Below are 23,167 nucleotides of genomic sequence, written 5' to 3'. Positions count from 1 at the left end.
GCTCGATAGAGGATCCCTCCGACGTGGAACCGTCGTCGTGTTGTTCCGCAGTTGCCGCGACGGCAACCGAGATAGTGGGTGCCTCGGGCACCTGATTCCCTTCTGTCCGGTTCGCGCTGTGGTCCCACTCCGTGCGGAACCGACCGTTCGGCCACGCGTCGGGAATCGAATGCTCGAATTCCGACGCGTGGCGAGCGCGAACAACTGTGTGTGCTGTTGGTGAGTCTAACCGTGCCCGACGGTCACCACCCGGAGGGCAGGGGCCGTCCCTCGGCGAATCCGGCGGCGGACTGGACTCCCAGAACCGCTCGTTCGGCCAACTCCGGAAGCGATCGGGCTCCGGCATACGTACAGGTACTGCGAACTCCGGCACAGATGTGATCGATCAGATCCTCGACACCCGGCCGATCGGGATCGAGGCGCATCCGCGAACTGGAGATGCCCTCCTCGAACAAGGCCTTGCGAGCCCGGTCGAATGCCCCGTCGGTGGCGGTACGGGCGGCAACGGCGCGCTTGGACGCCATACCGAAGCTCTCCTTGTACCGATTGCCCGATGCGTCCACTCGCAGGTCGCCGGGCGACTCGTAGGTGCCGGCGAACCACGAGCCGATCATGACGTTCGCGGCACCGGCAGCCAGTGCGAGTGCAACGTCACGAGGATGGCGCACACCGCCGTCGGCCCACACCGACGCCCCGAGTTCGGCCGCCGCCGCGGAGCAATCGGCAACAGCCGAGAACTGGGGGCGTCCGACGCCGGTCATCATGCGTGTCGTGCACATCGCTCCTGGCCCGACGCCGACCTTGACGATGTCTGCCCCCGCCTGCACGAGATCGCGCGTGCCCTGGGCGGACACCACGTTGCCCGCCGCCAGGGGAACGCCGAGATCGAGGGAGCGCACGGCAGCGAGGGCTTCGAGCATCTTCTGCTGATGCCCGTGAGCGGTGTCCATCACGAGCACATCGGCTCCGGCCTCGACCAGTGCGGTCGCCTTCTCGGCCACGTTGCCGTTGATGCCGACCGCGGCAGCGATACGGAGGCGTCCCGACGCGTCGACTGCAGGCGCGTAGATGCCGGTCCGAACGGCGCCGGTCCTCGTCACGACACCTGCGAGGGAGCCGTCGTTCTCGACGACGACGGCAAGGTGGGCGTGTGCCGCCTCCATCAGCTCGAAGACTTCCTTGGGCGACGCATGGCGAGGGGCGCGCACGAAGTCGGCCGACGCCACGGAACTGAGCCGCGCGAATCGGTCGACGTCGGCGCAGGCGCTCTCGGACACCACTCCGATCGGCTTGCCGTGTTCGACGATCACGACCGACCCGTGTGCACGCTTGTGCATCAGGGCCAGGGCGTCGGACACGGACTCGTTGGGGCCGAGGACGACAGGTGTGTCCGCGATCAGGTCACGACTCTTGACGAATGCGACGGTCTCGGCGACGGCCTCGGTGGGGAGATCCTGTGGGATCACTGCGATCGCTCCGCGGCGTGCGACGGTTTCGGCCATGCGCCGTCCGGACACCGCGGTCATGTTCGACACGACGATCGGAATGGTGGTTCCCGAACCGTCGACGGTACTCAGGTCGACATCGAACCGCGACGTGACGTCGGTTCGGTTGGGGACGAGGAAGACATCGTCGTAGGTGAGATCGTAGGGCGGTCGGTGACCATCGAGGAACTGCACGTTGATCGAGACTACCGGTCGGTCGCAATCGGTGGGGCCGACGCCCCGTCCATCGTCTCCGTTTCGATGCGGGTCGACGCCTGAGTCCGCGACAGTCGAATCGTCGTGACGACCATGACGAACACCGCCACGGCGATGATGGCGAGAGAAGCCCCGTCGGTTCTGATTCGCTCGTCCAGAACCGCGATGCCGATGAACGCCGCGCCGAGAGGCTCGCCGATCGTGACGGCCGGTAGCGACGCGGACAGGGGGCCGACCTGAAATGCGCGCTGCTGCAGATAGAACCCGAGAGCACCTGATCCCACCAGGGCGTAGGTCTGCCAGGCGGCCAGTGCACCGAGCAGGTCGCTCTCCACCAGATCGGTGACGAACTTCGTCAGAGCCGCAGCCAACCCGAACAGCAAGCCTCCCGCGGCTCCGAGCAACAGAGCCCGCGCGCCGGGAGTTCTGAGCAGGAGACCACCCACCGCAGCGCCACCGATCACGACCGCGGCGATGATCAGCGGCACGATCCAGTCGGACAGAGGGGCGTCGGTGTCACCTTTGCTGGGATCGCCGACCACGATGAACACCGCGAGGGCCGCAGCCAGGAGAAATGCGAGCGCCCACGTCGAGGCGGGGAGTGCCCGGCCCGCCAATTTCGCCGACATCGGGAGGGCGAACAGCAAGGCGGTGACCAGCAAGGGCTGTACGACCAGGACAGAACCGACCCACAACGCAGCGATCTGAACCGCGTAGCCGCCCCCGTCGCCGAGTACGCCCACCCACCATCTCGGGCTTCGGATCAGGGCCGAGAGCAGTGACGTTCCCTCGGGAACCGATGCTGCGGCGCTCTGCTGTGCCACCGACGCACAGGCGAACAGGAATGCCGAAACCAGGGCGAGCGCGATCGACAACCAGGAGGCCGTCACCCGCGTCGTCCTCTGCTGCCGCCCCGCCTGCCTCCGGCCCGCCCGCTTCGCTCGTGTCGGACGGGTGCGGCACCGCGTCGTGAACCACGAGGTGCGGGTGATTCCGCAGCCTCGGCCGGCAGCGGTCTGCCGATGGGTGTACGCGCCCCGGTCAGACGACGCCACGAGGTGGGATCGGTCTCGGTGTCGACCACCGTTGCCGAGACACCGGCGTCGCCTGCCATCGCACACACGTGATCCAGCTGTTCGGCGGTGGCCAACGTCACGACGGTTCCGCTGGCTCCGGCGCGTGCAGTGCGGCCTGCGCGATGCACGTAGTCCTTGGAATCCAACGGTGGGTCGACGTGGACCACGAGGGTGACGTCGTCGACGTGAACCCCGCGTGCCGCGACGTCGGTCGCGATCAGCGCAGTCGATACGCCGTCGCCGAAAGCGGCAAGCGAACGTGTGCGGTGTGCCTGAGTCTTGTTGCCGTGCAACGACGATACCGATACGCCCAGCCGGCGACAGTCGTCGGTGAGTCGGTCGACCGCGTGAGTGGTGCGGACGAACAGCAACGTGCGACCGTCTCTGTTGGCAAGTGCGGCAGCCACTTCGGTCTTGCGGGCAGCATCGACCCTGAACACGTAGTGCGCAATGTCGGGCTCGCTCACCGACTCCGCCGTGGAATGTTCGGCCGGATCGTTCAGGAACTTCGCGACCAGGCGGTCGACGTCCTCGTCCAGGGTCGCCGAGAACAGCAGCCGCTGGCCGACGGCCGGTGTCGCGGCGAGAAGCGACTCGACCTGAGGCAGAAATCCCATGTCCACCATGCGATCCGCCTCGTCGATCACGGTCACCTCCACGCGATTCAACGTGATCGAGCGTCGCGCGAGCAGGTCGTTGAGGCGACCGGGGGTGGCAACCACGATGTCGATTCCGCGCTGGATCTCTCGAACATTGCGCTCGAGCGGAACTCCGCCGACCACACCGACGCTGCGCAGGCCGAATGTCGCACCGTGGACGTCGAGCACTTCCTGGATCTGGAGCGCAAGTTCGCGCGTGGGAGCCAGGACGAGTCCACGCGGTGCACCGGGCTCACTGCGACGGCCGGCGAGCCGCACGAGCAGCGGTAGCCCGAATGCGAGAGTCTTCCCCGATCCGGTCGGAGCACGGCCGAGCACATCGCGGCCCGCAAGCGCATCGGGCAGGGCGGCGGACTGGATCGGAAACGGCTCGGAGACACCCGCTTTCCTCAGCGAGTGCACGAGAACCACGGGCAGTCCCAGTTCTGCGAACGATCGAACGGATTGACCCGGCATGGATGTGACCCTACCGCTGCGTCGACCAGGCGTCGGAATCTTCTTGTCGGTGCCCCGCGCAATACTCGGGGTAGAACGCATGTTCGATCGGCGTTCGACACAGTGATTGCCGAGGGGGCGATCGCACGCAGAGTGTGGGGGAGCTATGTGCAAGATGTGTCAGGGCTTCGGCGTCGACGAGTACATCGGAGACGTCAGGCGCACCATGGAGCAATTCGGGTGGGCATTGCAATACGTCGAATCCGAGGTCGACCGTGACGGAATCCACCCGGCGTTCTGTTACACCGTCGGCCTCACCGATTTCGGGAGTCCGGAAATAGTCCTGACGGGGCGTGGGCCGACCGAATCCTCTCGGATACTGAACGCACTCGGCGCGTCGGTGGCCTCGGGGATGCTGGAACTCGAAGCCGGAATCGGTTGCTCTGCCGCGGGATTCGAGATATTCACCATCGATGTTCCGGACTGTGCGGACATCCTGTACACGGCATCCGACGTGTACGGCACAGGTTGCTTCAGTGCCGTACAGGCGGTGTGGAAGGACCTGGAAGGTGCACTCCCGTGGGAGGGCATCCCGTCGACGATGGTCCAGCCGGTCCTCGGGCCGGTGCCCGTCTGACCGGGTTGCCGGTACGTCTCACCGGTGGCGCTGCGTGATGCACGCAGCGCCACCGGCGCACGATCGTCGGTCAGGCTTCGATCTCGGAACGATCGCCGCTCCACAGAGTGTGGAACTTTCCTTCCGAGTCGGTTCGCTCGTAGGTGTGCGCCCCGAAGAAGTCTCGTTGTCCCTGGGTCAGAGCGGCAGGTAGACGCTCTGCCCGCAGCGCGTCGTAGTAGGAGAGCGAGGACGCGAACGCGGGGACCGGAATGCCCAACGAGGCCGCCGTGATGACGACCCGACGCCAGCTGTCGATGGCGTTCTCGATGGCATCACGGAAGTACGGGGCCAGGATCAAGCTCGGCAGTTCGGCGTTGTCGTCGTACGCGTCCTTGATGCGATCGAGGAACCGAGCGCGAATGATGCAGCCGCCGCGCCAGATCGTGGCGAGGTCACCGGGATGCAGATTCCAGTCGTATTCGGTACTGCCCGCGGCGATCTGATCGAAGCCCTGTGCGTAGGCGACGATCTTCGACGCATACAGAGCCCGACTGATGTCGTGTGTGAACTGCTCGGCGTCGGTGGGCTTGTCGGCGAGTGCTCCCGAGGCGAGCCCGACGGCTGCCTTGCGCTGAGCGCGTGACCCCGACAGAGCTCGAGCGAACACCGCCTCGGCGATACCGGTGACGGGAACGCCGAGGTCGAGGGCCGCCTTGACGGTCCAGCGACCGGTGCCCTTCTGCTCCGCGGCGTCGACGATCACGTCGACGAGAGGCTGACCGGTCTTTGCATCGACCTGGCGGAGAACCTCGGCGGTGATCTCGACGAGGTAGCTCTCCAGATCACCGTTGTTCCACTCGGTGAACACGTCCGCTACCTGAGCCGGCGTGTAGCCGAGGGCATCGCGGAACAGGTTGTACGCCTCACCGATGAGCTGCATATCGGCGTATTCGATGCCGTTGTGGACCATCTTGACGAAGTGGCCGGAGCCGTCGGGTCCGATGTGGGTGCAGCACGGCGTGCCGTCGACCTGTGCTGCGATGGATTCCAGCAGCGGCCCGAGGGCTTTGTAGGACTCTGCCGGACCACCGGGCATGATCGACGGTCCGTTGAGAGCGCCTTCTTCGCCGCCGGAGATACCGGCACCGACGAAGAGCAAACCGCGCTCCTTCATGGCCGCCTCGCGACGGATGGTGTCGGTGTACAGGGCGTTACCACCGTCGATGATGATGTCGCCCTCCTCCATCGCGCCTGCAAGCTCCTCGATCACCGCATCGGTGGGGTCGCCTGCCTTGACCATGATGAGCACTCGGCGCGGCTTCGCGAGAGCGGCGACGAACTCCTCGATGGTTTCGGTGCGAATGAAGGTGCCCTCGGTGCCGTGATCGGCGATCAGGGCATCGGTCTTGGCGACGCTGCGGTTGTGCAATGCGACGGTGTGGCCGTGATGGGCGAAGTTGCGGGCGATATTGGAGCCCATGACGGCGAGTCCGGTGACTCCGATCTGAGCCAGTTCTGTCGGTTCTGCTGCTGAGGTCATACCGACAGCTTTCCCTGCCGAGAGATTTCGCGCGAGCCAACCCCCCGGCAACGACAACGGGTGCCGCATTCGCGAAGAATGCGGCACCCGTTGGTGCAGTTCAGGTCGGATCACGACCTCACGGTGACGAACCGATCAGTGGCTGCGAGCCGGACCGTCGAAACCGTCGTACGAACGGCGTTCCGTGCGGCTGCGGAAGCCTCCGGAGCGGTGCTCGTCCTGGCGGGGGCCGGACGCGGGACGACGGTTGTCGGAGCCACGGTACGAGCTCGAGTCGGAGCGACGCGGGCGATCGCCCTGGTAGCCCTCGCTGCTGCGCGGGTTGGAGCCCTGGTATCCGCCGCTGCTGCGGGGGTTGGAGCCCTGGTAGCCCTCGCTACGCGGGCTCGAACCCTGGTATCCGGTGCGGGGACGGTCACCCTGGTAGCCCTCGCTGCTGCGCGGGTTGGAGCCCTGGTATCCGCCGCTGCTGCGCGGGTTGGAGCCCTGGTATCCACCGCTGCTGCGCGGGTTGGAGCCCTGGTATCCACCGCCGCTACGGGGATTCGATCCCTGGTATCCGGGACGGCTGTTCCGGTCGCGGGGAGCGGACTCGGCGCGCAGGGGCTCACCGGTCGGCTTCTTCGCCCCGGTGATGCTGTTCAGCTCGGCCGAACCGGGCGAGACGTTGACGGCGGTGGCCTTGACGCCGGCCATCCCGGTCAGACGCAGAACCTGACGACGCTGGTTGGGGAGCACGATCGCGACGACGGTGCCCTTCTCGCCTGCGCGCGCCGTGCGTCCTGCGCGGTGCAGGTAGTCCTTGTGGTCTGCGGGCGGATCGACGTGGACGACCAGGTCGATGCCGTCGACGTGGATGCCGCGAGCGGCAACGTCGGTGGCGACGAGGACGGGGGTACGGCCGTTCTTGAAGCGCTCGAGAACGCGGGTGCGCTGATTCTGTGCCTTGCCGCCGTGCAGTGACTCCGCGGCGATACCGAGCGCACGCAGGCGGTCGGTGATTCCGTCGCAGCCCAGCTTGGTGCGCGCGAACATGATGGTGCGGCCGCCTTCGCGGGCACCGATCTCGGAGAGAACCAGATCCTTCTGACCCCGGTCGACCATGAGGACGTAGTGATCCATGGTCCGGACGCTGGCCTTGCCGTCCTGGGTGGAGTGCTCGACGTGATCGGGCAGGAACTGGCGTACCAGCGACTGAACCTCACGGTCGAGGGTGGCCGAGAACAGCATGCGCTGTCCGTCTGCCGGAGTGTCGGCGAGGACGGCACGTACCTCGGGCAGGAAGCCCATGTCGGCCATCTGATCGGCCTCGTCGAGCGCGGTGATCTCGATGGAGTCCAGGATGCAGGTGCCCTGACGGAGGTGATCGGCGAGGCGACCCGGGGTGGCGACGAGGACGTCGACTCCGCGGCGGAGCTGCTCGACCTGCTTGTTGAACGGGGTGCCGCCGACGGCGGGCATGACTCGCAGACCCTGGGCATTGGCATAGGGAGCGAGGGATTCGACGACCTGGAACGCGAGCTCGCGGGTGGGGACCAGCACGAGCGAACGCGGGCGCTTGGCAGCCGGGCGGTCGGTGTGCAGCGACAGGCGCTGCAGGATCGGCAGGCCGAAGGCAAGGGTCTTGCCCGAGCCGGTCTGCGCACGACCGAGGACGTTCTTACCGGCGATAGCGTCGGGAAGTGCCTTCTCCTGAATGGGGGAGGGCACGGTGATCGAGTTGCGCGCCAATGCGGCGACGACTGCCTCGGGCAGTCCGAGATCGGCGAAGGTGAAGGCCGGTGCCGCTGCGGGCGTCGGGACTGCCGTGGTGTCGGAAGTGGTGGAAACGGGTGTGTTGGAAACAGCGTGGGTCACGCAGTAAAGCCTCTCCGGATTACGGGCACGCCAATAAGCCCGAAGCTGAGAGCACCCGATAACCGGGAAACACGAAAAACAGCCAGAACACATTGATACGAGCCAGGGCACTGTCACCTGGCCATCAGAATGCAGATGAGAACTGCATAAAGTGGGGCTGTTTGTGCCATTTCGATTGCTAGGTCGCGATGGCGACCGGTCTCTACTGTACGGGACGTAGCGCGAATTGTTCGAGTCGAGTCGATGTGACCTGTGCGACCCCGATCGCGCACGGACTCACCCGACGAGCTTGCTCAGTTCCTCCAGCCACGGCATGGCCACGTAGATCGTCGGAAGAACGAGGATCACGACGGCCGCCGCGTAGGCGGCCGCGGCGATGCGCACATCGCTGCCCGGGCCGCTCAAGCGCTGAACACGGATGAGGGTGTGCGGACCTCCGGCCGCCATCGCGCCACGCGGTGCGGTGGACCCGGCGCACGTGACCAGTGCCCTGGCCAACGGAGTGGGTCCGGTGACCTTGACTGCCGAGTCGTCTGCGAGCAGCTCGACCAGCAGCTGCACGCTGCCGAGTGCCGACTTGCTGCGGACGATCCGTGGGAACGCTTCGTTGACGGCGGTGAACGCTTCGAGGACCAGGTCGTGGCGGGCGCGCAGGTGCGACCGCTCGTGACTGAGGATGGCGGTGATCTCCGCCTCGGAAAGGCTGGCCAACGTTCCCCGGCTGAGAACCACCCGCTGACGCAGACCGGGTAGGCAGTACGCGATCGGTTCGGCCGCGTCGAGTACGCGGATGTCTGCATCGCGAAGACCACGAAAAGGGTTCTCGCCCAAGTCGCTTCGATCTAGAAGATCGACGAGCACGCGATGTCTGGATCGTCGACGACGGGTTCTGACCGCTACCCGAACGACCGAGAACATGAGCTTGGCACCGATACCCAGTGTGATGGCGAGGACGACGACGTAGAGGATCCACAGGGGGAGACCGAGCGCGTCGATCTCGTCGGTGGGTGCCGTGGTGGGGCGACCGTCCGGTCCTGGGACCAGCAGCAGTCCGCCGATCGCGAGACCGGAGCTGAAAGCCGAGAGCACCGCTGCGAGAGCGATCGCCTGCCACAGCACGAGAGCCGCGCGTGGTGACCGGTACGGCCAACTCGCGCGAGCGAGCACTGCCGGAACCGGCCCAGCCAGGATCAGCGCGAGTACTGCGAATACCAGCGCAGTCGTCGAGTTCATGTCCTCACTTACTGCCGCGAGCGTCAGTCCGTCGGACGGCCATCTCCAGCCGAAGGGGACTTCGATGTCGATTGTGCCACTTCCAACGCGGCCAGCGCCTCACGGAGGGCGGCGGCTTCGTCGGCCCCCACCTGACCGACGAAGTGCACGAGTGCCGCTGCGCGTCCACCCGATGCCGGCGCCTGCGACAGTGCGTCGACCATGAGGCTCGCGACCAGCTCGTCGCGGCCGTGCAACGGTGCGTAGCGGTGCGCTCTGTCGTCGCGTTGCTGCACGACCAGCTTCTTCTTCGCGAGTCGCTGCAGCACCGTCATCACCGTCGTGTACGCGAGTTCGCGATGCGTCGCAAGTGCCTCGTGGACCTGTCGAACGGTCTGGGGATCCGACGACTCCCACAGATGGTCCATCACTGCGCGCTCTAGTTCACCAAGACCAGCCATTCGTCCGAGTCTACGGCTACTCCGACGCGGATGCGTACTACTCGTGGTAGTACCGACCGCCGAGGCGGTGTGCGTTCGGTCATAGTCGCCGCTGCCGGATTTCGGCGGGTCACCATCGACGCGGTGTCGCGGACGAATATTCTGACGGTAGTTCGTGCCGCATCTCGGTCCGAATCCGTCAGACGAGCGGAGCTCTCACGTGGATTGGTTCGATTCCCTTTCTTTGATCGACGGACCGTTGCCTGTCATCGTTGTCGTCGCCGGAGTACTCGGCGGTGTGTGGCTGCTCGTCTCCCGCTCGCGGCGGTACATGACGCGTGGGCTCCCGATTGCGGCAACGGCGGCCGTCGTGGTCACCGTGATCGGTTACCTGATCGTCGAAAAGGTGTGGCGACCACTCCCGGATCCGATCGAGACGTCCATCTATGTCTGGATCGGGGTCGGCCTCGCGTCCCTGTTCGCGGTGACCCCACGTTCGGTCGCGGCGCACGGGGTTGTGGGTACGTTAGCGTCGGTCGTCGCGGCCGTGCTCGTTGTCGCAGTCTCGGCGCTGAACATCAACCTGAAGTTCGAGGCGTATCCGACCGTGGGTACTGCACTGGGGGTCGAATCCGCGAGCCGCATTCAGTTCTCCGACGTGCCTGCGGCGGTTTCTCGGACCGTCACCGGAACGCCGCTCGATTCCGTATGGACCTCACCGGCAGGAATGCCGTCCGCAGGACGGATCACCTCGGCTGCCATCCCGGCCACGGCGTCGAACTTCTCTGCCCGCGACGCGCAGATATACCTTCCCCCTGCCTATTTCTCCGATCCACGTCCGCTGCTGCCGGTACTCGTACTCCTCGCTGGGCAGCCGGGCGACCCGGAGGACTGGCTCAACGGCGGCAAGCTCGCCGAGACGATGGACGACTTCGCCGGCGACCACGCCGGCCTCGCGCCCGTTGTGGTCGTGGCCGACGGCACCGGTTCGCCGATCGACAACCCGCTGTGCGTCGACTCACCGCTGGGCAACGTCGACACGTACCTCTCGCGCGACGTACCCGACTGGATCGACAGTTCTCTTCAGGTCGATCCGGATCGACGACACTGGGCGATCGGTGGACTGTCCTACGGCGGAACGTGTTCCATCCAGATGGCGACAAACCATCCTGACGTCTATCCCACCTTCCTCGACCTGTCGGGTCAGACCGAGCCCAGTCTCGGAGACAGGGATCGCACCGTCCGGGAGGCCTTCGGCGGAAATCCGGCAGCGTTTGCTGCCGTGAACCCACTCGACCTGCTGAAATCGCGTCAGTACCCCGATTCGGCCGGAATTTTCGTCGTGGGGTCGGACGACAACGACTACAAACCCGGTCAGCAAGAGATGTACAACGCGGCGAAGGCTGCCGGAATGGATGTGCAGTACGTGGAGGTTCCGGGCGGACACAGCTTCGCGGTGTGGTCGGAGGGGCTCCGACGCGAGCTGCCGTGGCTGGCAACGAGAACAGGGTTGATTTCGTGAACGTGACCGATCCGGAACGACCGTCCGCGGCGGACGCCGAACCACCCACACCCGCCGAACCGTCGTGGATGTCCCAGCGCGCCGAGTCACTGAGATCGGGTGCGTCTGCCGTGATGCGCCAGCTGCGGCGGGTGTGGGCGCTCATCGTGTTCGGTGCCGTGGGAGCACCGGTCAGTTTCGCTTTGCTCGCCGTCGTCTGGGTGATGGGGATCGTTGCTGCGGTCGTGGACAACCGGGGCGAGATGGACAAGTACTTCGCCGTGGGCATCATGCCGTTCGAGCACTGGCACCTGTGGACCCCGCTCACCTCGGGTCTGGCGGCGCCCAACATCGCCGGTTGTGTGGTGGCCACAATCGGGGTGCTGCTCGCCGCCGCACCGATCGAGCGGCGAATCGGATCGCGTCGCTTCGCCGTCGCGGCGTTCGTGACGCAGGTGGCCGGTTCGCTGTTCGGCCTCGGTCTCGCGGTCCTGGCCAAGACCTTCGACGCGGACTGGGGATTCCGATTGCACGTCGGAACCGCTGTGGGCCCGACGACCTGGATCTTCGGTGTGGTCCTGGTCGCAACCTCGCGGATGGATACGTTGTGGCGCAGGCGAATCCGCGTCGGTGTACTGGCCCTGCTGGTGACGTTGGCACTGTTCGGTGGACACCTGCAGGATGTCGTTCGGCTCGCTGCGGCGGTCATCGGTCTGATCGTGGGCCCGTGGATCGTCGGCCGATCTGCACGGGGCCCTCGATTGGCGGGTACCCAACGCGAAGGCCGTGTGCTGGTTGCGCTGATCGTCGCTGCGAGCGCCCTCGGCCCGGTGCTGGCGGCCCTGAGTCCCAATGCAGTCGGGCCGTTCGCTGTACTTCGTGATGTGGTGCGGGGGGTTCCGTACACGGCGGCGGAGGTGCGCGAAATCTGCGCCGACGCGACCACCGATCCGGTCGAATGCCGTCGTGGTCTGCTCGATCTCAGACTCGGGGGAGTCGGCCCGACGATCCTGAGCATCATGCCGTCCCTGTTCCTGCTCGTGGTCAGTGACGGCCTGCGTCGAGGCAGGCGTTTCGCGTGGGCGATGGCGGTGGTCTCGCAGGGAATTCTGCTCGCACTGTCGGTGGCCAACTTCGCAATCCGGTTCCTCGAGTCCGGTGACGACCAGTCCCTGTTCTACGGGTTGGAATCGCCGACGGCGTACCGCACTGCGGTGCCGTTCCTGCTGCCACTGATCGTGTTGCTGGTCCTGATCGTCACACGCAAGTTCTTCGACGTCTCGGCACCTTCGGGTACCTACCGTCGATGGGCGGCCTCGGTGGTCGGAGTGGCGGTCGGACTCGCCCTGATCTACTCGATCGGTGGATATCTGGCCCGTGATGGCTTCGCCGATTCACCGTCCTTCGGCGGTTTGCTGGTGGACTTCCCGCAACGACTGGTGCCCCCGGTCTACCTGCAGTGGCTCGAACCCGCCCTGTTACCGCAGAGCACTCCGACGACCCTGCTCTTCGAGTGGACCGGCGTGGTGTTCTGGGTGGTGGTCTGCGTGCTCGCCGCCAGCACGTTCCTCACCCCGGTGTACGGCACCGAGACCGACGCCACCGAACGCGCTCGTGGATTGCTCATGTCGAGCAGTGGGTCTGCTCTGTCGTGGATGACGACCTGGCGCGGCAACAAGTACTGGTTCGGCCCGGACGGTCGCAGCTACGTCGCCTACCGGGTCATCTCCGGCGTGGCGCTGACCACCGGCGATCCGGTCGGTCCGCGGGAGTCCTTGCGGGACAACGTCGTCGACTTCGCCGAGTTCGCGTCCGAGAACGGCTGGATCCCGTGCTTCTACTCGGTCACTCCCGAGGTCCGCCGCATCACCGACTCCCTCGGTTGGGGTGGAATCCAGGTCGGTGAGGAAACGGTTCTCGACCTGGACGGAATTGCGTTCACCGGCAAGCGATTCCAGGACGTGCGGACTGCACTGAACAGAGCGAAGAAGGCCGGCGTCGTCGCCGAGTGGATTCGTTTTCCTTCTGCTCCGCTGGCGATCACGGACCAGATCACTGCGATCTCGGAGGAATGGGTCGCGGACAAGGGCATGCCCGAGATGGGCTTCACCCTCGGCGGTCTCGAGGAGGTCGACGACGAGAACGTGCGGTGCCTGATCGCCGTCGACGAGCACCGGACAGTGCACGGCGTGACCTCGTGGATGCCGGTGTACGAGGACGGCGTCATCGTCGGATGGACGCTCGACTTCATGAGACGCAGATCCGAGGGCTTCCGGCCCACGATGGAGTTCCTCATCGCATCGGCCGCTCTGCTGCTCGAGCAGGAGGGGGCCCGATTCCTCAGTCTCTCGGGCGCACCCCTGGCCAAGGTCGACGAGAAGCAACCCGAACACGTCTCCAGTGTCGAGCAGTCGACGCTGTCGGGGCTGCTCGAGCGGCTGCTGGACGTTCTCGGACGCACGCTCGAACCCGTCTACGGATTCCGTTCCCTACTGGCGTTCAAGTCGAAGTTCCAGCCTCGCTACGAGCCGATGCACATGACCTTCGCGGATCCGGCCGCACTGCCCAGCATCGGCAATGCGATCGGCCGGGCATATCTGCCGGACGTGTCGATCGGTCAGGGTGTCAAGCTGGTGCGCACGATGATCGAGCGGTGAGACTGCGCGCTACCGCTCGGTGGAAGCACCTGCGGTGGTGTGGCTCTCGGACCGTACGGGTCCACCGACCGACCCGTACACGTGCCGGGTGCCGATCGGAACGATGAGGGGACGATCGGACATCGGATCGTCGATCACGGCGGCTTCGAGGCCGAACACGTCGAGGAGCAGTTCCTCGGAGATGACGTCCTGTGGCCTGCCGGACGTGACGATCCGGCCCTGCTTCATCACGATCAACCGGTCGCTGTAGCGAATCGCCAGATTCAGATCGTGCAGGACCATGACGATGGTGCGGCCCAGTTCGTCGTGCAGGCGGTCGACGAGATCCAGGACCTCGATGGAGTGCGCCAGATCGAGGTAGGTGGTCGGCTCGTCGAGCAGAAGGATGTCGGTGCCCTGGGCCAGCGCCATCGAGATCCACGCGCGTTGCCGTTGGCCACCGGACAGTTCGTCGACGGGTCGGTCGGCGAGGTCACCGACCCCGGTCAGTTCGAGTGCGTTCGCCACCTCGGCCTCGTCGTCCGAGCTCCACTGCCTGATCCACGACTGGTGCGGGTGACGACCTCGTGACACGAGATCTGCGACGGTCAGTCCTTCGGGAGCGGTCGGTGCCTGAGGCAGCATCCCGAGGGTGCGTGCCACTTCTTTGGTCTTCATCGAAGAGATGGCCCGACCGTCGAGCATCACGCTGCCGGCCTTGGGCTTGAGCAGACGGCCGAGCGAACGCAGCAGCGTCGACTTTCCACAGCCGTTGGGTCCGATGACCGTGGTGATGACCCCGGTGTGGATCTCGAGATCGAGGTGCTCGACGATGACGCGGTCGCCGTAACCGAGGCTCAGATCGTTCGCGATCAGACGCGAGGTGTGGCTGGTTGTCATACGGAGGCCTTTCGATTACTGCGAACGAGTAGGTAGAGCAGGAACGGTCCGCCGAGGGCCGAGGTGACGATGCCGACCGGAAGCTCAACCGGCAGAATCGTGCGCGCGATCAGATCGCTTGCCACGACGAGCAATCCACCGAGCAGTGCCGACGCGATGATCGGCGGGCCGGGCGTTCGCAGCACCCTCAGCGCGATCTGAGGAGCGGCGAGCGCGACGAATCCGATGGGCCCCGCGGCGGCGGTCGCGATCGCGGCGAGTGCGACGGCAGCGAGCAGCATCATGGCCTGACTGTGTTGCAGGCGAACACCGAGCGATCGTGCGTTGTCGTCGCCGAGTCGCAGGGCACCCAGTGTGAACGTCGCGACGACGGTTCCGCCGCCGACGAGGACGACTGCGATGGCCACCGGCCAGACCGCGCCCCAATCGGCTCCGTTGAGCGACCCGTTGAGCCAGACCTGGGCACGGGAGACATCGTTGATGTCGGCGCTGATCAGCAGCCAGCCGATCACCGCGGTGAGCATCGCGTTCACGGCGATTCCGACCAGAATGAGGCGGAACCCGTCGACGCCCTTGCGCCAGGCGAGGGTATAGATCGCGATCGCGGTGAGCAGCCCGCCGATCAGTGCCGCGAGAGGAAGGCCGAGGGTGGCGAGCAGCCCGCTGAAACTGCCGCCACCGCCGAGCACGATCAGTGCGACTGCCGCGGCACTGGAACCGGCGGTGATGCCCAGGATGTCCGGGCTGGCGAGGGCGTTGCGGGAGATCGACTGCGTGATCGCGCCGGATATGCCGAGGGCGGCCCCGACGAGGAGCCCGGTCAGTGATCGGGGCAGTCGCAGGTCCATCACGATGAATCGTTCGATCCTCGAACCGCCGCCGAGCAGTACGTCGAGTACCTGCGCGATCGACAGCGGGAAGTCGCCTCGGCCGATGTTCACGCACATGACCAGCACCAGTGCCGCCGCCAGGAGGACGGTCGTCAGGACCATCAGTGGGCGTCGGACCATCGAGATCGGACCGAAGCGGAACGCCGGCCGGGTGCGAACGCCACCCCGGCCGGGCGTCGGTGTGGGGGACTTCAGGTCGGCGGTCACAGGCCGACCAACTTCCGGCGTCGGACGAGAGCGATGAAGAACGGCGCTCCGATCAGTGCCAGAACGATGCCGACCTGAAGCTCGCCCGGGCGCACCACGACTCGTCCGATGACGTCGGCGATCATGAGCATCACGCCGCCCATGAGACCCGCATAGGGCACGAGCCAGCGGTAGTCGGGACCGGTCACCGCGCGGGCGATGTGCGGAACGACGAGGCCGACGAACGCAATGGGCCCGCATGCTGCGGTCGCTGCGCCGGTGAGAAGCGTGATGGCGAGGATGCCGACGGTGCGGGTGACCGCGATGTTGGTCCCGAGCGATCGTGCGACGTCCTCGCCGAGGCTCATGACGTTGAGGCCGGGTGTGCTCGCCAACGCGATGAGAACGCCGATCACCAGGAACGGCAGGACCTGCCACAGTACGTCGAGACCGCGTCCTGCAACGGATCCGACCACCCAGAAGCGGTAGCCGTCCAAGCTGGTCTGATCGAGCAGTACGACGGCGTTGGTCATGGCAGAGAGAAAGAATGCGACGCCGGCTCCGGCCAGGGCGAGATTGACCGGACTCGATCTGCCGGACCCGATCGACGACAGGCCGAACACCACGATGCTCGCCACCGCCGAACCGGCGAACGCGAACCACAGGTACTGACTCGGTGAGGTGAACCGGAACAGGTAGATGGCCATGACGACGAAGAACGCCGCCCCGGAATTGAGGCCGAGCAGGCTGGCGTCGGCCAACGGATTGCGGGTGTGCCCCTGGATGAGAGCGCCTGCGATGCCGAGCGCAATTCCCACGACCAACGCGAGCACCGTGCGGGGAACTCGCAGCGTGCGCACGATGATGTCGGTGTCGGTGCCCGTCGAATTCAGCAGGGCGTGGGCGATTTCGGCGAAGGTCAGTGGTCGCGCGCCGATGGCGATGCTGGCGAGTATTCCGGCGACGAGAGCTGCGACCAGGACGGCCAAGCCGAGCAATCTTCGGCGCCGAATCGCGGCGACCGAACCGTCCTTGGGAATCGGCTCGAATCCCTCCGCTGCCGCGGTCTTCTCTCGAACGATCTCGGACGACGAAGCGTCGATCCCGAACTGGCGCCGGAGGGCACGGCGAACACCGATGGGACCGTGCGTGGCGCTGTCACGCAGTGTCAGACCCATCCAGCGGCGGCCGGTGCTCTGGCCTTCGTTGCCGTCGCGGTAGCCGCGATTCCAGACGAACAGGGCTACGGCGACGCCCACCGCGATGGTGCCGAACACGATTCGGTCCGCCTGGCCGCCGCCGTTGTCGTCGCGAAGAGCATCGACGATCGACCAGCCGACGAACAGAGGGACCAGCACGATCAGTGCGTCGATCGCGGCTGCAGCGATGCGGGAGCTACGCGGCGGCGGCCCGGTGGGCACGTCTTCGGTCCCGTACGGCTCGTCGGAAGACCGGCGTGCGCCGTGGGGGCCGAGTAGCGGAGCTGTTGTCACAGTGCTCGTGACTCCTCGCTGTTTTCGAAGGGACTCGGTTTAGGTTACGGAACCCTTCCTCGGCATGTGAGGTGAGGTAAGGGTAGCGGTGCCTGACCCGCTTTACGATCTGGTTAGGCTAACCTACATTCAGTGGGTAGGGGTGCGACGCGTGCACCCGCCGAGAACCTAAGGAGCGATCAGGTGTCAGTTGCAACAGCGTCATACATGGGCTGGGCCGATGTGCATCGATTCTCGAGTCGATCCGGCGGGGCGGCGCTGTTGGCCGACTCGTGCGCGACCCTGCGTGCACTCAACCCCGATTACCCGCGGATGTACGCGGTGGCAGCCATGGCGAACGAGGGCAAACGCCGTTGGTGGCAGTTGGCGGTGGGTCTCGACGACGGTCGCGTCGAGCAGATGTATCGACGATCGCTCGAGGATCTCGATGTTCCCGAGGCTGCGGCAGTGCAGGTCGCAACGGCCCTCATTCACGCCGTCGTCGGACGAGTGGCCGCGTTGCTGGTTCTGGAGGCACGCGCCTGGGATCCGGGCATCGACAATCTGTGGATCCACATGGACAGTGACGGCGGGATCGATTGGGCTGGAGTGGCATCGCCGATCCTGCGAGTGCTGCCCGAGGATTCCGCTGCGGGTGAGCCCGGCACGGTCACACTTCCGTGTGAACAGGCTCTGTTGGTCTGGACTGCGCATCGATGCACGACGTCGCTCGGCGCGGTGTTCCGGGCGATCGCCGACCGCGCACCGCTGGATGCGCGTGTCTTCTGGGCTCTGGTGGGTGACGCCATCCTCGGGGCCTCGACGTATGTGCCGATTCTGGCGGGGGCGAGCGCATCGGCAGGTGCGCGCCGGGGTCAGATGCTGCTCGACGCCATGGTCGCCGCCGGTGCTCCCGTGCGATCACGCGTCGGGGTTCCGGGGCGAGCGAGACTGCGGGCATCGTGAAGGCCTTGCGCCAAAACTAAGGTTTGCCTATGCTGACTTCGTACCAACGGACCGCGCCGGAGTCCTGAGGGCTGCAGTGACTCCCGGTCCTTGCCACGGTGGGTCTCTCGTTCTTCGACGAACGAGAGGCCCACCGATTTTTGTGGGTCGATCGTCGTGTATCTCTGAACGGGAGTCGACAGCCGAGTCGGCCACACTCTCGACGCAACCGGAAGGCACAGCAATGACGGACTCGAACGGCACCACGGGGGAGACCTCCTTCGACACGATGACGCCGGAACAGCTCACCGAATTGTGTGCAGGAGGGTTCGACGGGGCCGTCGGCCTGCGATACCTCGAGGTGTCCGGCGACAAGGTACGCGCGGAATGGACCGTCACCCCGCAGCTTCATCAACCGGCGGGGATCATGCACGGGGGCGTGCTGTGCTCGGTGGTCGAGTCGGTGGCGAGTATCGGTGGATCGGCCTGGTTCGGCTCCCGGGGACACGTGGTCGGCACCAACAACAACACCGACTTCCTGCGCGCGTCTCGATCGGGAACCCTGACCGCGCACGGACATCCGATTCATCGGGGCCGCACCCAGCAGCTCTGGCAGGTCGACATGACGGACGAGAGTGGACGCCTGGTTGCTCAGGGCAAGGTCCGGCTGGCGAATATCGAAAACACCGCGCATCTGGGACAGTGATGCCCATGACGGGACACAGCGACAGCGCCGACTCTTCCTTCCGGTCGGGCGCAACGGGACTGACTGCCGACGCGTTCGATCGCCTCGAATCACTCTTCGGTCCCATCGACGACGAACTCGCGCAGCATTATCCGGGTGACCGAGTCGGTGGCCAGCCCTCTCACACCGTCTATGTGTCGGCCGCGGATGCGTCGGCGGCTGTGCCGGCCGAATGGGGTGCCGCCGCCCTGGCAATCCTGGACGCCCACCCCGAGGCGTTCGCCGGACTCGACACCCAGAACGCTATGCCTCTCGTGCGCGACCGGCTCGGCAGTGCGCCCATCCAGGACCTCAGATTCGATTTCGAGGACGGTTACGGGTGGCGATCCGATGCCGTCGAGGACCGCCACGCGACCGCAGCCGGGGCTGCCCTGGCCGCCCTTGCCGACGATCCGGCCGGTCCGACGTGGCTCGGAATTCGCGCCAAAGGGCTTGCCGCACATGAGCGTCGGCGTGGAATCCGCACCCTCGAGCTGGTCCTGGACGGAGCCGGGGGAGTGCCGGACGGCTTCGTGTTCACCGTACCCAAGCTCCGTGCCGTCGAGCAGGTAGCCGCTGTGGTCGCCTTGTGCGAGGAACTCGAGCGTGCGCACGGCCTGCCCGATCGAGCCCTTCGCTTCGAGCTGCAGATCGAGAGCCCACAGGCGGTGATCGGGGCCGACGGCACGGCGACTCTCGCGCGGGCGATCACCAGGGCGGACGGCCGCTGCACCTCCCTGCACTACGGGACCTACGACTACAGCGCCGCTTGCGGAATCACCTCTGCGCAGCAATCACTCGCGCATCCGGTGGCAGACCATGCGAAGAACGTCATGTTGGTGGCAGCGGCACAGACCGGGGTGTGGGTGTGCGACGGTTCGACCCAGGTGGTGCCGACGGGCGATCCGACGCAGGTGGCGGCATCCGCTCGTCGACACTTCGAGCTGGTCACCAGATCCCTCGAGCGCGGCTTCTATCAGGGTTGGGACATGCATCCCGGCCACCTGGTGACGCGATGGTCGGCGACATTCGGCTTCTTCCGTCAGGCCATGCCGGTCGCTGCTGCTCGGCTGGGCAGCTACCTCGATCGCCAGGGTGGTGAGGTGATGGACGAGCCGGCGACGGCGCAGGCGTTGGCAGGTGTTCTGGTGCGGGGCCTGGATTCGGGCGCGTTCGGCATCGCCGAGCTGCAGAACGTGTCTGCCGGCATCGACCGAGACGTGCTGCGGGGGCTGCTCGATCGATCGGTGACAGTGCCTCTCGGATGAGGTGCGTCGGCGCGCTCCGCTGCCGGTAGGTCGCAAGCGTGTCAGAATTGCCGGGCACCATCACCGATCGGGACGGAGAACTCCAATGCGGTTGTCTCCGCACGAGCAGGACCGACTGCTCGTCAGCTACGCGGCCGAACTCGCTCGGCGTCGCCAGGCACGCGGCCTCAGACTCAATCACCCCGAGGCGATCGCGGTCATCACCGATCACCTCCTCGAGGGGGCCCGCGACGGCCGATCGGTCGCAGACCTGATGTCCTCGGGTCGCGAGGTTCTCGATGCCGACGACGTGCTCGACGGTGTGCCCGAGTTGCTCCCCGAGGTCATGGTCGAAGCGACCTTCCCCGACGGTACGAAGCTGATCACGGTGCACGAGCCGATCTCGCCCAAGCGCGGTGACGGTCACCTGATTCCGGGCGAGATCATCACCGTCGCAGGCGACATCGAGATCAACAAAGGCGCCGAGGTGATCTCCATGACCGTCGTCAACGCGGGAGATCGGCCGGTACAGGTGGGCAGCCACGTGCATTTCCCGCAGTCGAATGCAGCTCTGCAGTTCGACCGCGAACGGGCGCACGGCTGTCGCCTCGACATCCCTGCGGGCACGGCGGTGCGTTTCGAGCCCGGCATCGAACAGACGATTCGGCTCGTGCCCCTCGGTGGCACGCGCGAGGTACACGGATTGAGCATGACACCTCCCGGAAAGTTGGACAGCTGATGGCGCGCATGAGTCGCAGTCGATACGCCCAGTTGTTCGGCCCCACCACGGGTGATCGAATCCGCTTGGCAGACACCGATCTTCTGATCGAGGTCACCGAGGACCGCAGTGGCGGACCCGGCAACGCCGGTGAGGAGGCCGTCTTCGGCGGCGGCAAGGTCATTCGAGAGTCGATGGGTCAGTCCAGGGCAACCCGCGCCGACGGTGCGCCCGACACCGTGATCACCGGGGTCGTCGTGGTCGACTACTGGGGAATCATCAAGGCCGATCTCGGTATTCGCGACGGACGCATCGTGGCACTGGGCAAGGCAGGCAATCCCGACACCATGACCGGGGTGCATCCCGATCTCGTCATCGGCCCGTCCACCGAGATCATCGCGGGCAACGGGAAGATCGTCACGGCAGGCGGCATCGACTGTCACGTCCACCTGATCTGCCCGCAGATCAAGGAGGAGGCTCTCGGGGGCGGCATCACCACCGTGATCGCCGGCGGTACCGGCCCCGCCGAAGGGAGCAAGGCCACCACCGTCACCCCGGGCGCATGGCACCTGTCCCGGATGCTCGAATCGCTGGACGACTGGCCGATGAACATCGTGCTCCTCGGCAAGGGCAACACTGTCAATCCCGACTCGATGTGGGAGCAATTGCGCGCCGGCGCATCGGGATTCAAACTGCACGAGGATTGGGGATCCACCCCGGCCGCGATCGACGCGTGCCTGCGAGTGTGCGAGGACGCAGGCGTTCAGGCGGCCCTGCACTCGGACACCCTCAACGAGGCCGGATTCGTCGAGACCACCCTCGGTGCGATCAAGGGACGCGGAATCCACGCTTATCACACCGAGGGTGCTGGCGGCGGGCACGCACCCGACATCATCACCGTGGCGGCACAGCCGCACGTCCTCCCCAGCTCGACCAACCCGACGCGTCCGCACACCGTCAACACCCTGGACGAGCATCTCGACATGCTGATGGTGTGCCACCACCTCAGTCCATCGATTCCGGAGGATCTGGCCTTCGCCGAGAGTCGGATTCGGCCGTCGACCATCGCGGCCGAGGATCTGCTGCACGACATGGGTGCGATCTCGATGATCGGCAGCGACGCTCAGGCGATGGGCCGGATAGGCGAGGTGGTTCTGCGCACCTGGCAGACGGCACACGTGATGAAGTCTCGTCGCGGCTTCCTGGCAGGTGACAACGGAGCCGACAACAACCGAGTGATGCGCTACGTCGCGAAGTACACCATCTGCCCGGCCGTCGCACACGGCCTCGACGACGAGATCGGTTCGATCGAGCCGGGCAAACTCGCCGACCTGGTGCTGTGGGATCCGGCATTCTTCGGGGTGCGTCCCCACATGGTCATCAAGGGCGGCATGATCGCCTGGGCTGCCATGGGCGATGCCAACGCGTCCATCCCGACCCCACAACCCGAACTGCCACGTCCGATGTTCGGGGCGTCGCCGAAGGCAGCGGCCGCGACGTCGCTGCATTTCGTTGCCCCGCAGGCGATCGAGGATGGCCTCGCCGGGCGTCTGAACTGCGATCGTCGGTTGGTTCCGGTCAAGAACGTGCGCGGTGTCAGGAAGTCGGACATGGCACTCAACGACGCTCTGCCCGACATCCGAGTCGATCCCGATACCTTCACGGTCCGTATCGACGGTGACGTGTGGACGGAGCAGCCGGCAACCGAACTGCCGATGGCCCAGCGATACTTCCTCTTCTGATGCCCGATGCCCGACTACAGGTGACGACGCTTCTCTCGCTTGCCGATTCACGCCTGCCCACCGGTGGCCACGTGCACTCCGGGGGAGTCGAAGAAGCCATCGCGTCGGGCTTCGTTCGAGACATCACGACGCTCGAGGCGTTTCTGCGACGCCGTATCCGAACCTCCGGGGCAACGACGGCGTCCATAGCCGCATCACTGGTGCACGGGTCGTCGAGCACGGACGAGGCCGATGCCGAATCCGACGCCCGAACCCCGTCCCCGGCTGCCAGGTCTGCCTCTCGTGCCCAGGGCCGTGGATTGCTTCGGTTGGCCAAATCTGCCTGGCCGCATCATGATTGGGCGTCGATCGGACGGAGGCCGCACCTGGCCGTTGCCGCTGGGCACGTCGGACTCGCGGCGGGCCTGTCGGTTGCCGACACGGCCGCGGTGCAGGTGTACATCACCATGACCGGGTCGGCGATCGCCGCGCAGCGTCTGCTCGCGCTCGATCCGGCAGAGGTCGCGGCGTGCACCATCCGGTTGGGCGAGTTCTGCGACGACGTGACCGCCGCGGTGTGCCGGTGCCTGCCCGAGCTGATGGAGTTGTCGGATCCGTTGCTGGACATGTTCGCCGAAGCCCACGCCGTCCGCGATCGGCCGTTGTTCGTATCCTGAATACGGTTCCAT

Annotated in this window: 19 protein-coding genes; 9 read left to right on the top strand and 10 right to left on the bottom strand. The window is 66.0% G+C overall.

The annotated features are described in order from the left end of the window. Nucleotides 1–242: 242 nt before the first annotated feature. Genes CH302_RS08190 through CH302_RS08180 form a run of 3 tightly spaced genes read right to left on the bottom strand, consistent with a single transcriptional unit; the run spans nucleotide 243 to nucleotide 3,891 of the window. Entirely contained in the window at nucleotides 243–1,679 is a 1,437-nt protein-coding gene (locus tag CH302_RS08190) for a GuaB1 family IMP dehydrogenase-related protein (RefSeq protein ID WP_037189253.1), read from the bottom strand. Between the two features lie 11 nt (nucleotides 1,680–1,690). Then, nucleotides 1,691–2,590 carry a DMT family transporter gene (locus tag CH302_RS08185; protein WP_037189254.1) on the bottom strand — a complete coding sequence of 300 codons (900 nt, stop codon included), beginning with the start codon at nucleotides 2,588–2,590 and terminating at the stop codon, nucleotides 1,691–1,693. Then, on the bottom strand, nucleotides 2,587–3,891 hold the full coding sequence (locus CH302_RS08180; protein WP_037189255.1) for a DEAD/DEAH box helicase: 1,305 nt from the start codon (nucleotides 3,889–3,891) through the stop codon (nucleotides 2,587–2,589). The genes CH302_RS08185 and CH302_RS08180 overlap by 4 nt, the downstream gene beginning before the upstream one ends. Before the next feature lie 145 nt (nucleotides 3,892–4,036). On the opposite strand from CH302_RS08180, the gene CH302_RS08175 reads away from it, so the two are divergent. Then, entirely contained in the window at nucleotides 4,037–4,507 is a 471-nt protein-coding gene (locus CH302_RS08175) for a DUF4262 domain-containing protein (RefSeq protein ID WP_037189256.1), read from the top strand. A 70-nt stretch (nucleotides 4,508–4,577) separates the two neighbouring features. Here CH302_RS08175 and gndA read toward each other — a convergent pair whose 3' ends face one another. The 4 genes from gndA to CH302_RS08155 form a co-directional block, all read right to left on the bottom strand. Beyond that, a complete protein-coding gene (gene gndA / locus CH302_RS08170; protein ID WP_037189257.1) occupies nucleotides 4,578–6,029 on the bottom strand; it encodes an NADP-dependent phosphogluconate dehydrogenase in 1,452 nt (483 codons plus the stop codon). Between the two features lie 135 nt (nucleotides 6,030–6,164). Next, nucleotides 6,165–7,886, bottom strand: coding sequence for a DEAD/DEAH box helicase (locus tag CH302_RS08165; protein ID WP_037189258.1), 1,722 nt, complete (start codon nucleotides 7,884–7,886; stop codon nucleotides 6,165–6,167). Between the two features lie 276 nt (nucleotides 7,887–8,162). Then, nucleotides 8,163–9,119, bottom strand: a complete 957-nt coding sequence (locus CH302_RS08160) for a M56 family metallopeptidase (protein WP_037189259.1) — start codon at nucleotides 9,117–9,119, stop codon at nucleotides 8,163–8,165. A 23-nt stretch (nucleotides 9,120–9,142) separates the two neighbouring features. Then, on the bottom strand, nucleotides 9,143–9,559 hold the full coding sequence (locus CH302_RS08155; protein ID WP_032398122.1) for a BlaI/MecI/CopY family transcriptional regulator: 417 nt from the start codon (nucleotides 9,557–9,559) through the stop codon (nucleotides 9,143–9,145). A gap of 199 nt (nucleotides 9,560–9,758) precedes the next feature. Between CH302_RS08155 and CH302_RS08150 the strand changes: the two genes are divergently transcribed. Further along, complete coding sequence (locus CH302_RS08150) at nucleotides 9,759–11,060, top strand: alpha/beta hydrolase (protein ID WP_037189971.1); 1,302 nt, start codon at nucleotides 9,759–9,761, stop codon at nucleotides 11,058–11,060. 68 nt (nucleotides 11,061–11,128) lie between these two features. After that, nucleotides 11,129–13,696: a bifunctional lysylphosphatidylglycerol flippase/synthetase MprF gene (locus tag CH302_RS08145; RefSeq protein ID WP_371828429.1), complete on the top strand. Its 2,568-nt coding sequence runs from the start codon at nucleotides 11,129–11,131 to the stop codon at nucleotides 13,694–13,696. Nucleotides 13,697–13,705: 9 nt separating this feature from the next. Here CH302_RS08145 and CH302_RS08140 read toward each other — a convergent pair whose 3' ends face one another. The 3 genes from CH302_RS08140 to CH302_RS08130 form a co-directional block, all read right to left on the bottom strand. Then, nucleotides 13,706–14,575: an ABC transporter ATP-binding protein gene (locus CH302_RS08140; protein WP_037189260.1), complete on the bottom strand. Its 870-nt coding sequence runs from the start codon at nucleotides 14,573–14,575 to the stop codon at nucleotides 13,706–13,708. Continuing rightward, nucleotides 14,572–15,585: a FecCD family ABC transporter permease gene (locus tag CH302_RS08135; protein WP_230596235.1), complete on the bottom strand. Its 1,014-nt coding sequence runs from the start codon at nucleotides 15,583–15,585 to the stop codon at nucleotides 14,572–14,574. Before CH302_RS08135 ends, CH302_RS08140 begins: the two co-directional genes overlap by 4 nt. Before the next feature lie 83 nt (nucleotides 15,586–15,668). Further along, nucleotides 15,669–17,144 carry a FecCD family ABC transporter permease gene (locus tag CH302_RS08130; RefSeq protein ID WP_082323575.1) on the bottom strand — a complete coding sequence of 492 codons (1,476 nt, stop codon included), beginning with the start codon at nucleotides 17,142–17,144 and terminating at the stop codon, nucleotides 15,669–15,671. Between the two features lie 207 nt (nucleotides 17,145–17,351). On the opposite strand from CH302_RS08130, the gene CH302_RS08125 reads away from it, so the two are divergent. From CH302_RS08125 to CH302_RS08100, 6 genes are all read left to right on the top strand, one after another. Further along, nucleotides 17,352–18,089: a hypothetical protein gene (locus tag CH302_RS08125; protein WP_371828430.1), complete on the top strand. Its 738-nt coding sequence runs from the start codon at nucleotides 17,352–17,354 to the stop codon at nucleotides 18,087–18,089. A gap of 268 nt (nucleotides 18,090–18,357) precedes the next feature. After that, nucleotides 18,358–18,774, top strand: a complete 417-nt coding sequence (locus CH302_RS08120) for a PaaI family thioesterase (RefSeq protein WP_037189975.1) — start codon at nucleotides 18,358–18,360, stop codon at nucleotides 18,772–18,774. A gap of 5 nt (nucleotides 18,775–18,779) precedes the next feature. Continuing rightward, entirely contained in the window at nucleotides 18,780–20,060 is a 1,281-nt protein-coding gene (locus CH302_RS08115; protein ID WP_176460663.1) for a DUF6986 family protein, read from the top strand. Nucleotides 20,061–20,145: 85 nt separating this feature from the next. After that, nucleotides 20,146–20,778 carry an urease subunit gamma gene (locus CH302_RS08110; RefSeq protein ID WP_052047479.1) on the top strand — a complete coding sequence of 211 codons (633 nt, stop codon included), beginning with the start codon at nucleotides 20,146–20,148 and terminating at the stop codon, nucleotides 20,776–20,778. Then, nucleotides 20,778–22,499 (top strand): urease subunit alpha, encoded by a 1,722-nt coding sequence (locus CH302_RS08105; protein ID WP_037189264.1) that lies wholly within the window; start codon nucleotides 20,778–20,780, stop codon nucleotides 22,497–22,499. Before CH302_RS08110 ends, CH302_RS08105 begins: the two co-directional genes overlap by 1 nt. Further along, the gene (locus CH302_RS08100; RefSeq protein ID WP_037189265.1) at nucleotides 22,499–23,155 is read left to right on the top strand and encodes an urease accessory protein UreF; all 657 of its coding nucleotides are present in this window, start codon (nucleotides 22,499–22,501) and stop codon (nucleotides 23,153–23,155) included. The genes CH302_RS08105 and CH302_RS08100 overlap by 1 nt, the downstream gene beginning before the upstream one ends. Nucleotides 23,156–23,167 lie beyond the last annotated feature (12 nt).

The sequence above is a fragment of the Rhodococcus sp. 15-2388-1-1a genome, assembly GCF_002259145.1.
Lineage (GTDB): Bacteria > Actinomycetota > Actinomycetes > Mycobacteriales > Mycobacteriaceae > Rhodococcoides.
Note: the sequence above shows the minus strand (reverse complement) of the source record. Positions and strands in the feature narration are given on the sequence as shown.

What these genes read in the sequence shown, in the direction of transcription:
- CH302_RS08105 (WP_037189264.1), top strand. Translation starts at nt 20,778, where the DNA reads ATGGCGCGCATGAGTCGCAGTCGATACGCCCAGTTGTTCGGCCCCACC.
- CH302_RS08100 (WP_037189265.1), top strand. Translation starts at nt 22,499, where the DNA reads ATGCCCGATGCCCGACTACAGGTGACGACGCTTCTCTCGCTTGCCGAT.
- CH302_RS08180 (WP_037189255.1), bottom strand. Translation starts at nt 3,891, where the DNA reads ATGCCGGGTCAATCCGTTCGATCGTTCGCAGAACTGGGACTGCCCGTG.
- CH302_RS08145 (WP_371828429.1), top strand. Translation starts at nt 11,129, where the DNA reads ATGTCCCAGCGCGCCGAGTCACTGAGATCGGGTGCGTCTGCCGTGATG.
- CH302_RS08110 (WP_052047479.1), top strand. Translation starts at nt 20,146, where the DNA reads ATGCGGTTGTCTCCGCACGAGCAGGACCGACTGCTCGTCAGCTACGCG.
- CH302_RS08115 (WP_176460663.1), top strand. Translation starts at nt 18,780, where the DNA reads ATGACGGGACACAGCGACAGCGCCGACTCTTCCTTCCGGTCGGGCGCA.
- CH302_RS08140 (WP_037189260.1), bottom strand. Translation starts at nt 14,575, where the DNA reads ATGACAACCAGCCACACCTCGCGTCTGATCGCGAACGATCTGAGCCTC.
- CH302_RS08120 (WP_037189975.1), top strand. Translation starts at nt 18,358, where the DNA reads ATGACGCCGGAACAGCTCACCGAATTGTGTGCAGGAGGGTTCGACGGG.
- gndA (WP_037189257.1), bottom strand. Translation starts at nt 6,029, where the DNA reads ATGACCTCAGCAGCAGAACCGACAGAACTGGCTCAGATCGGAGTCACC.
- CH302_RS08160 (WP_037189259.1), bottom strand. Translation starts at nt 9,119, where the DNA reads ATGAACTCGACGACTGCGCTGGTATTCGCAGTACTCGCGCTGATCCTG.
- CH302_RS08125 (WP_371828430.1), top strand. Translation starts at nt 17,352, where the DNA reads ATGGGCTGGGCCGATGTGCATCGATTCTCGAGTCGATCCGGCGGGGCG.
- CH302_RS08175 (WP_037189256.1), top strand. Translation starts at nt 4,037, where the DNA reads ATGTGCAAGATGTGTCAGGGCTTCGGCGTCGACGAGTACATCGGAGAC.
- CH302_RS08135 (WP_230596235.1), bottom strand. Translation starts at nt 15,585, where the DNA reads ATGGTCCGACGCCCACTGATGGTCCTGACGACCGTCCTCCTGGCGGCG.
- CH302_RS08155 (WP_032398122.1), bottom strand. Translation starts at nt 9,559, where the DNA reads ATGGCTGGTCTTGGTGAACTAGAGCGCGCAGTGATGGACCATCTGTGG.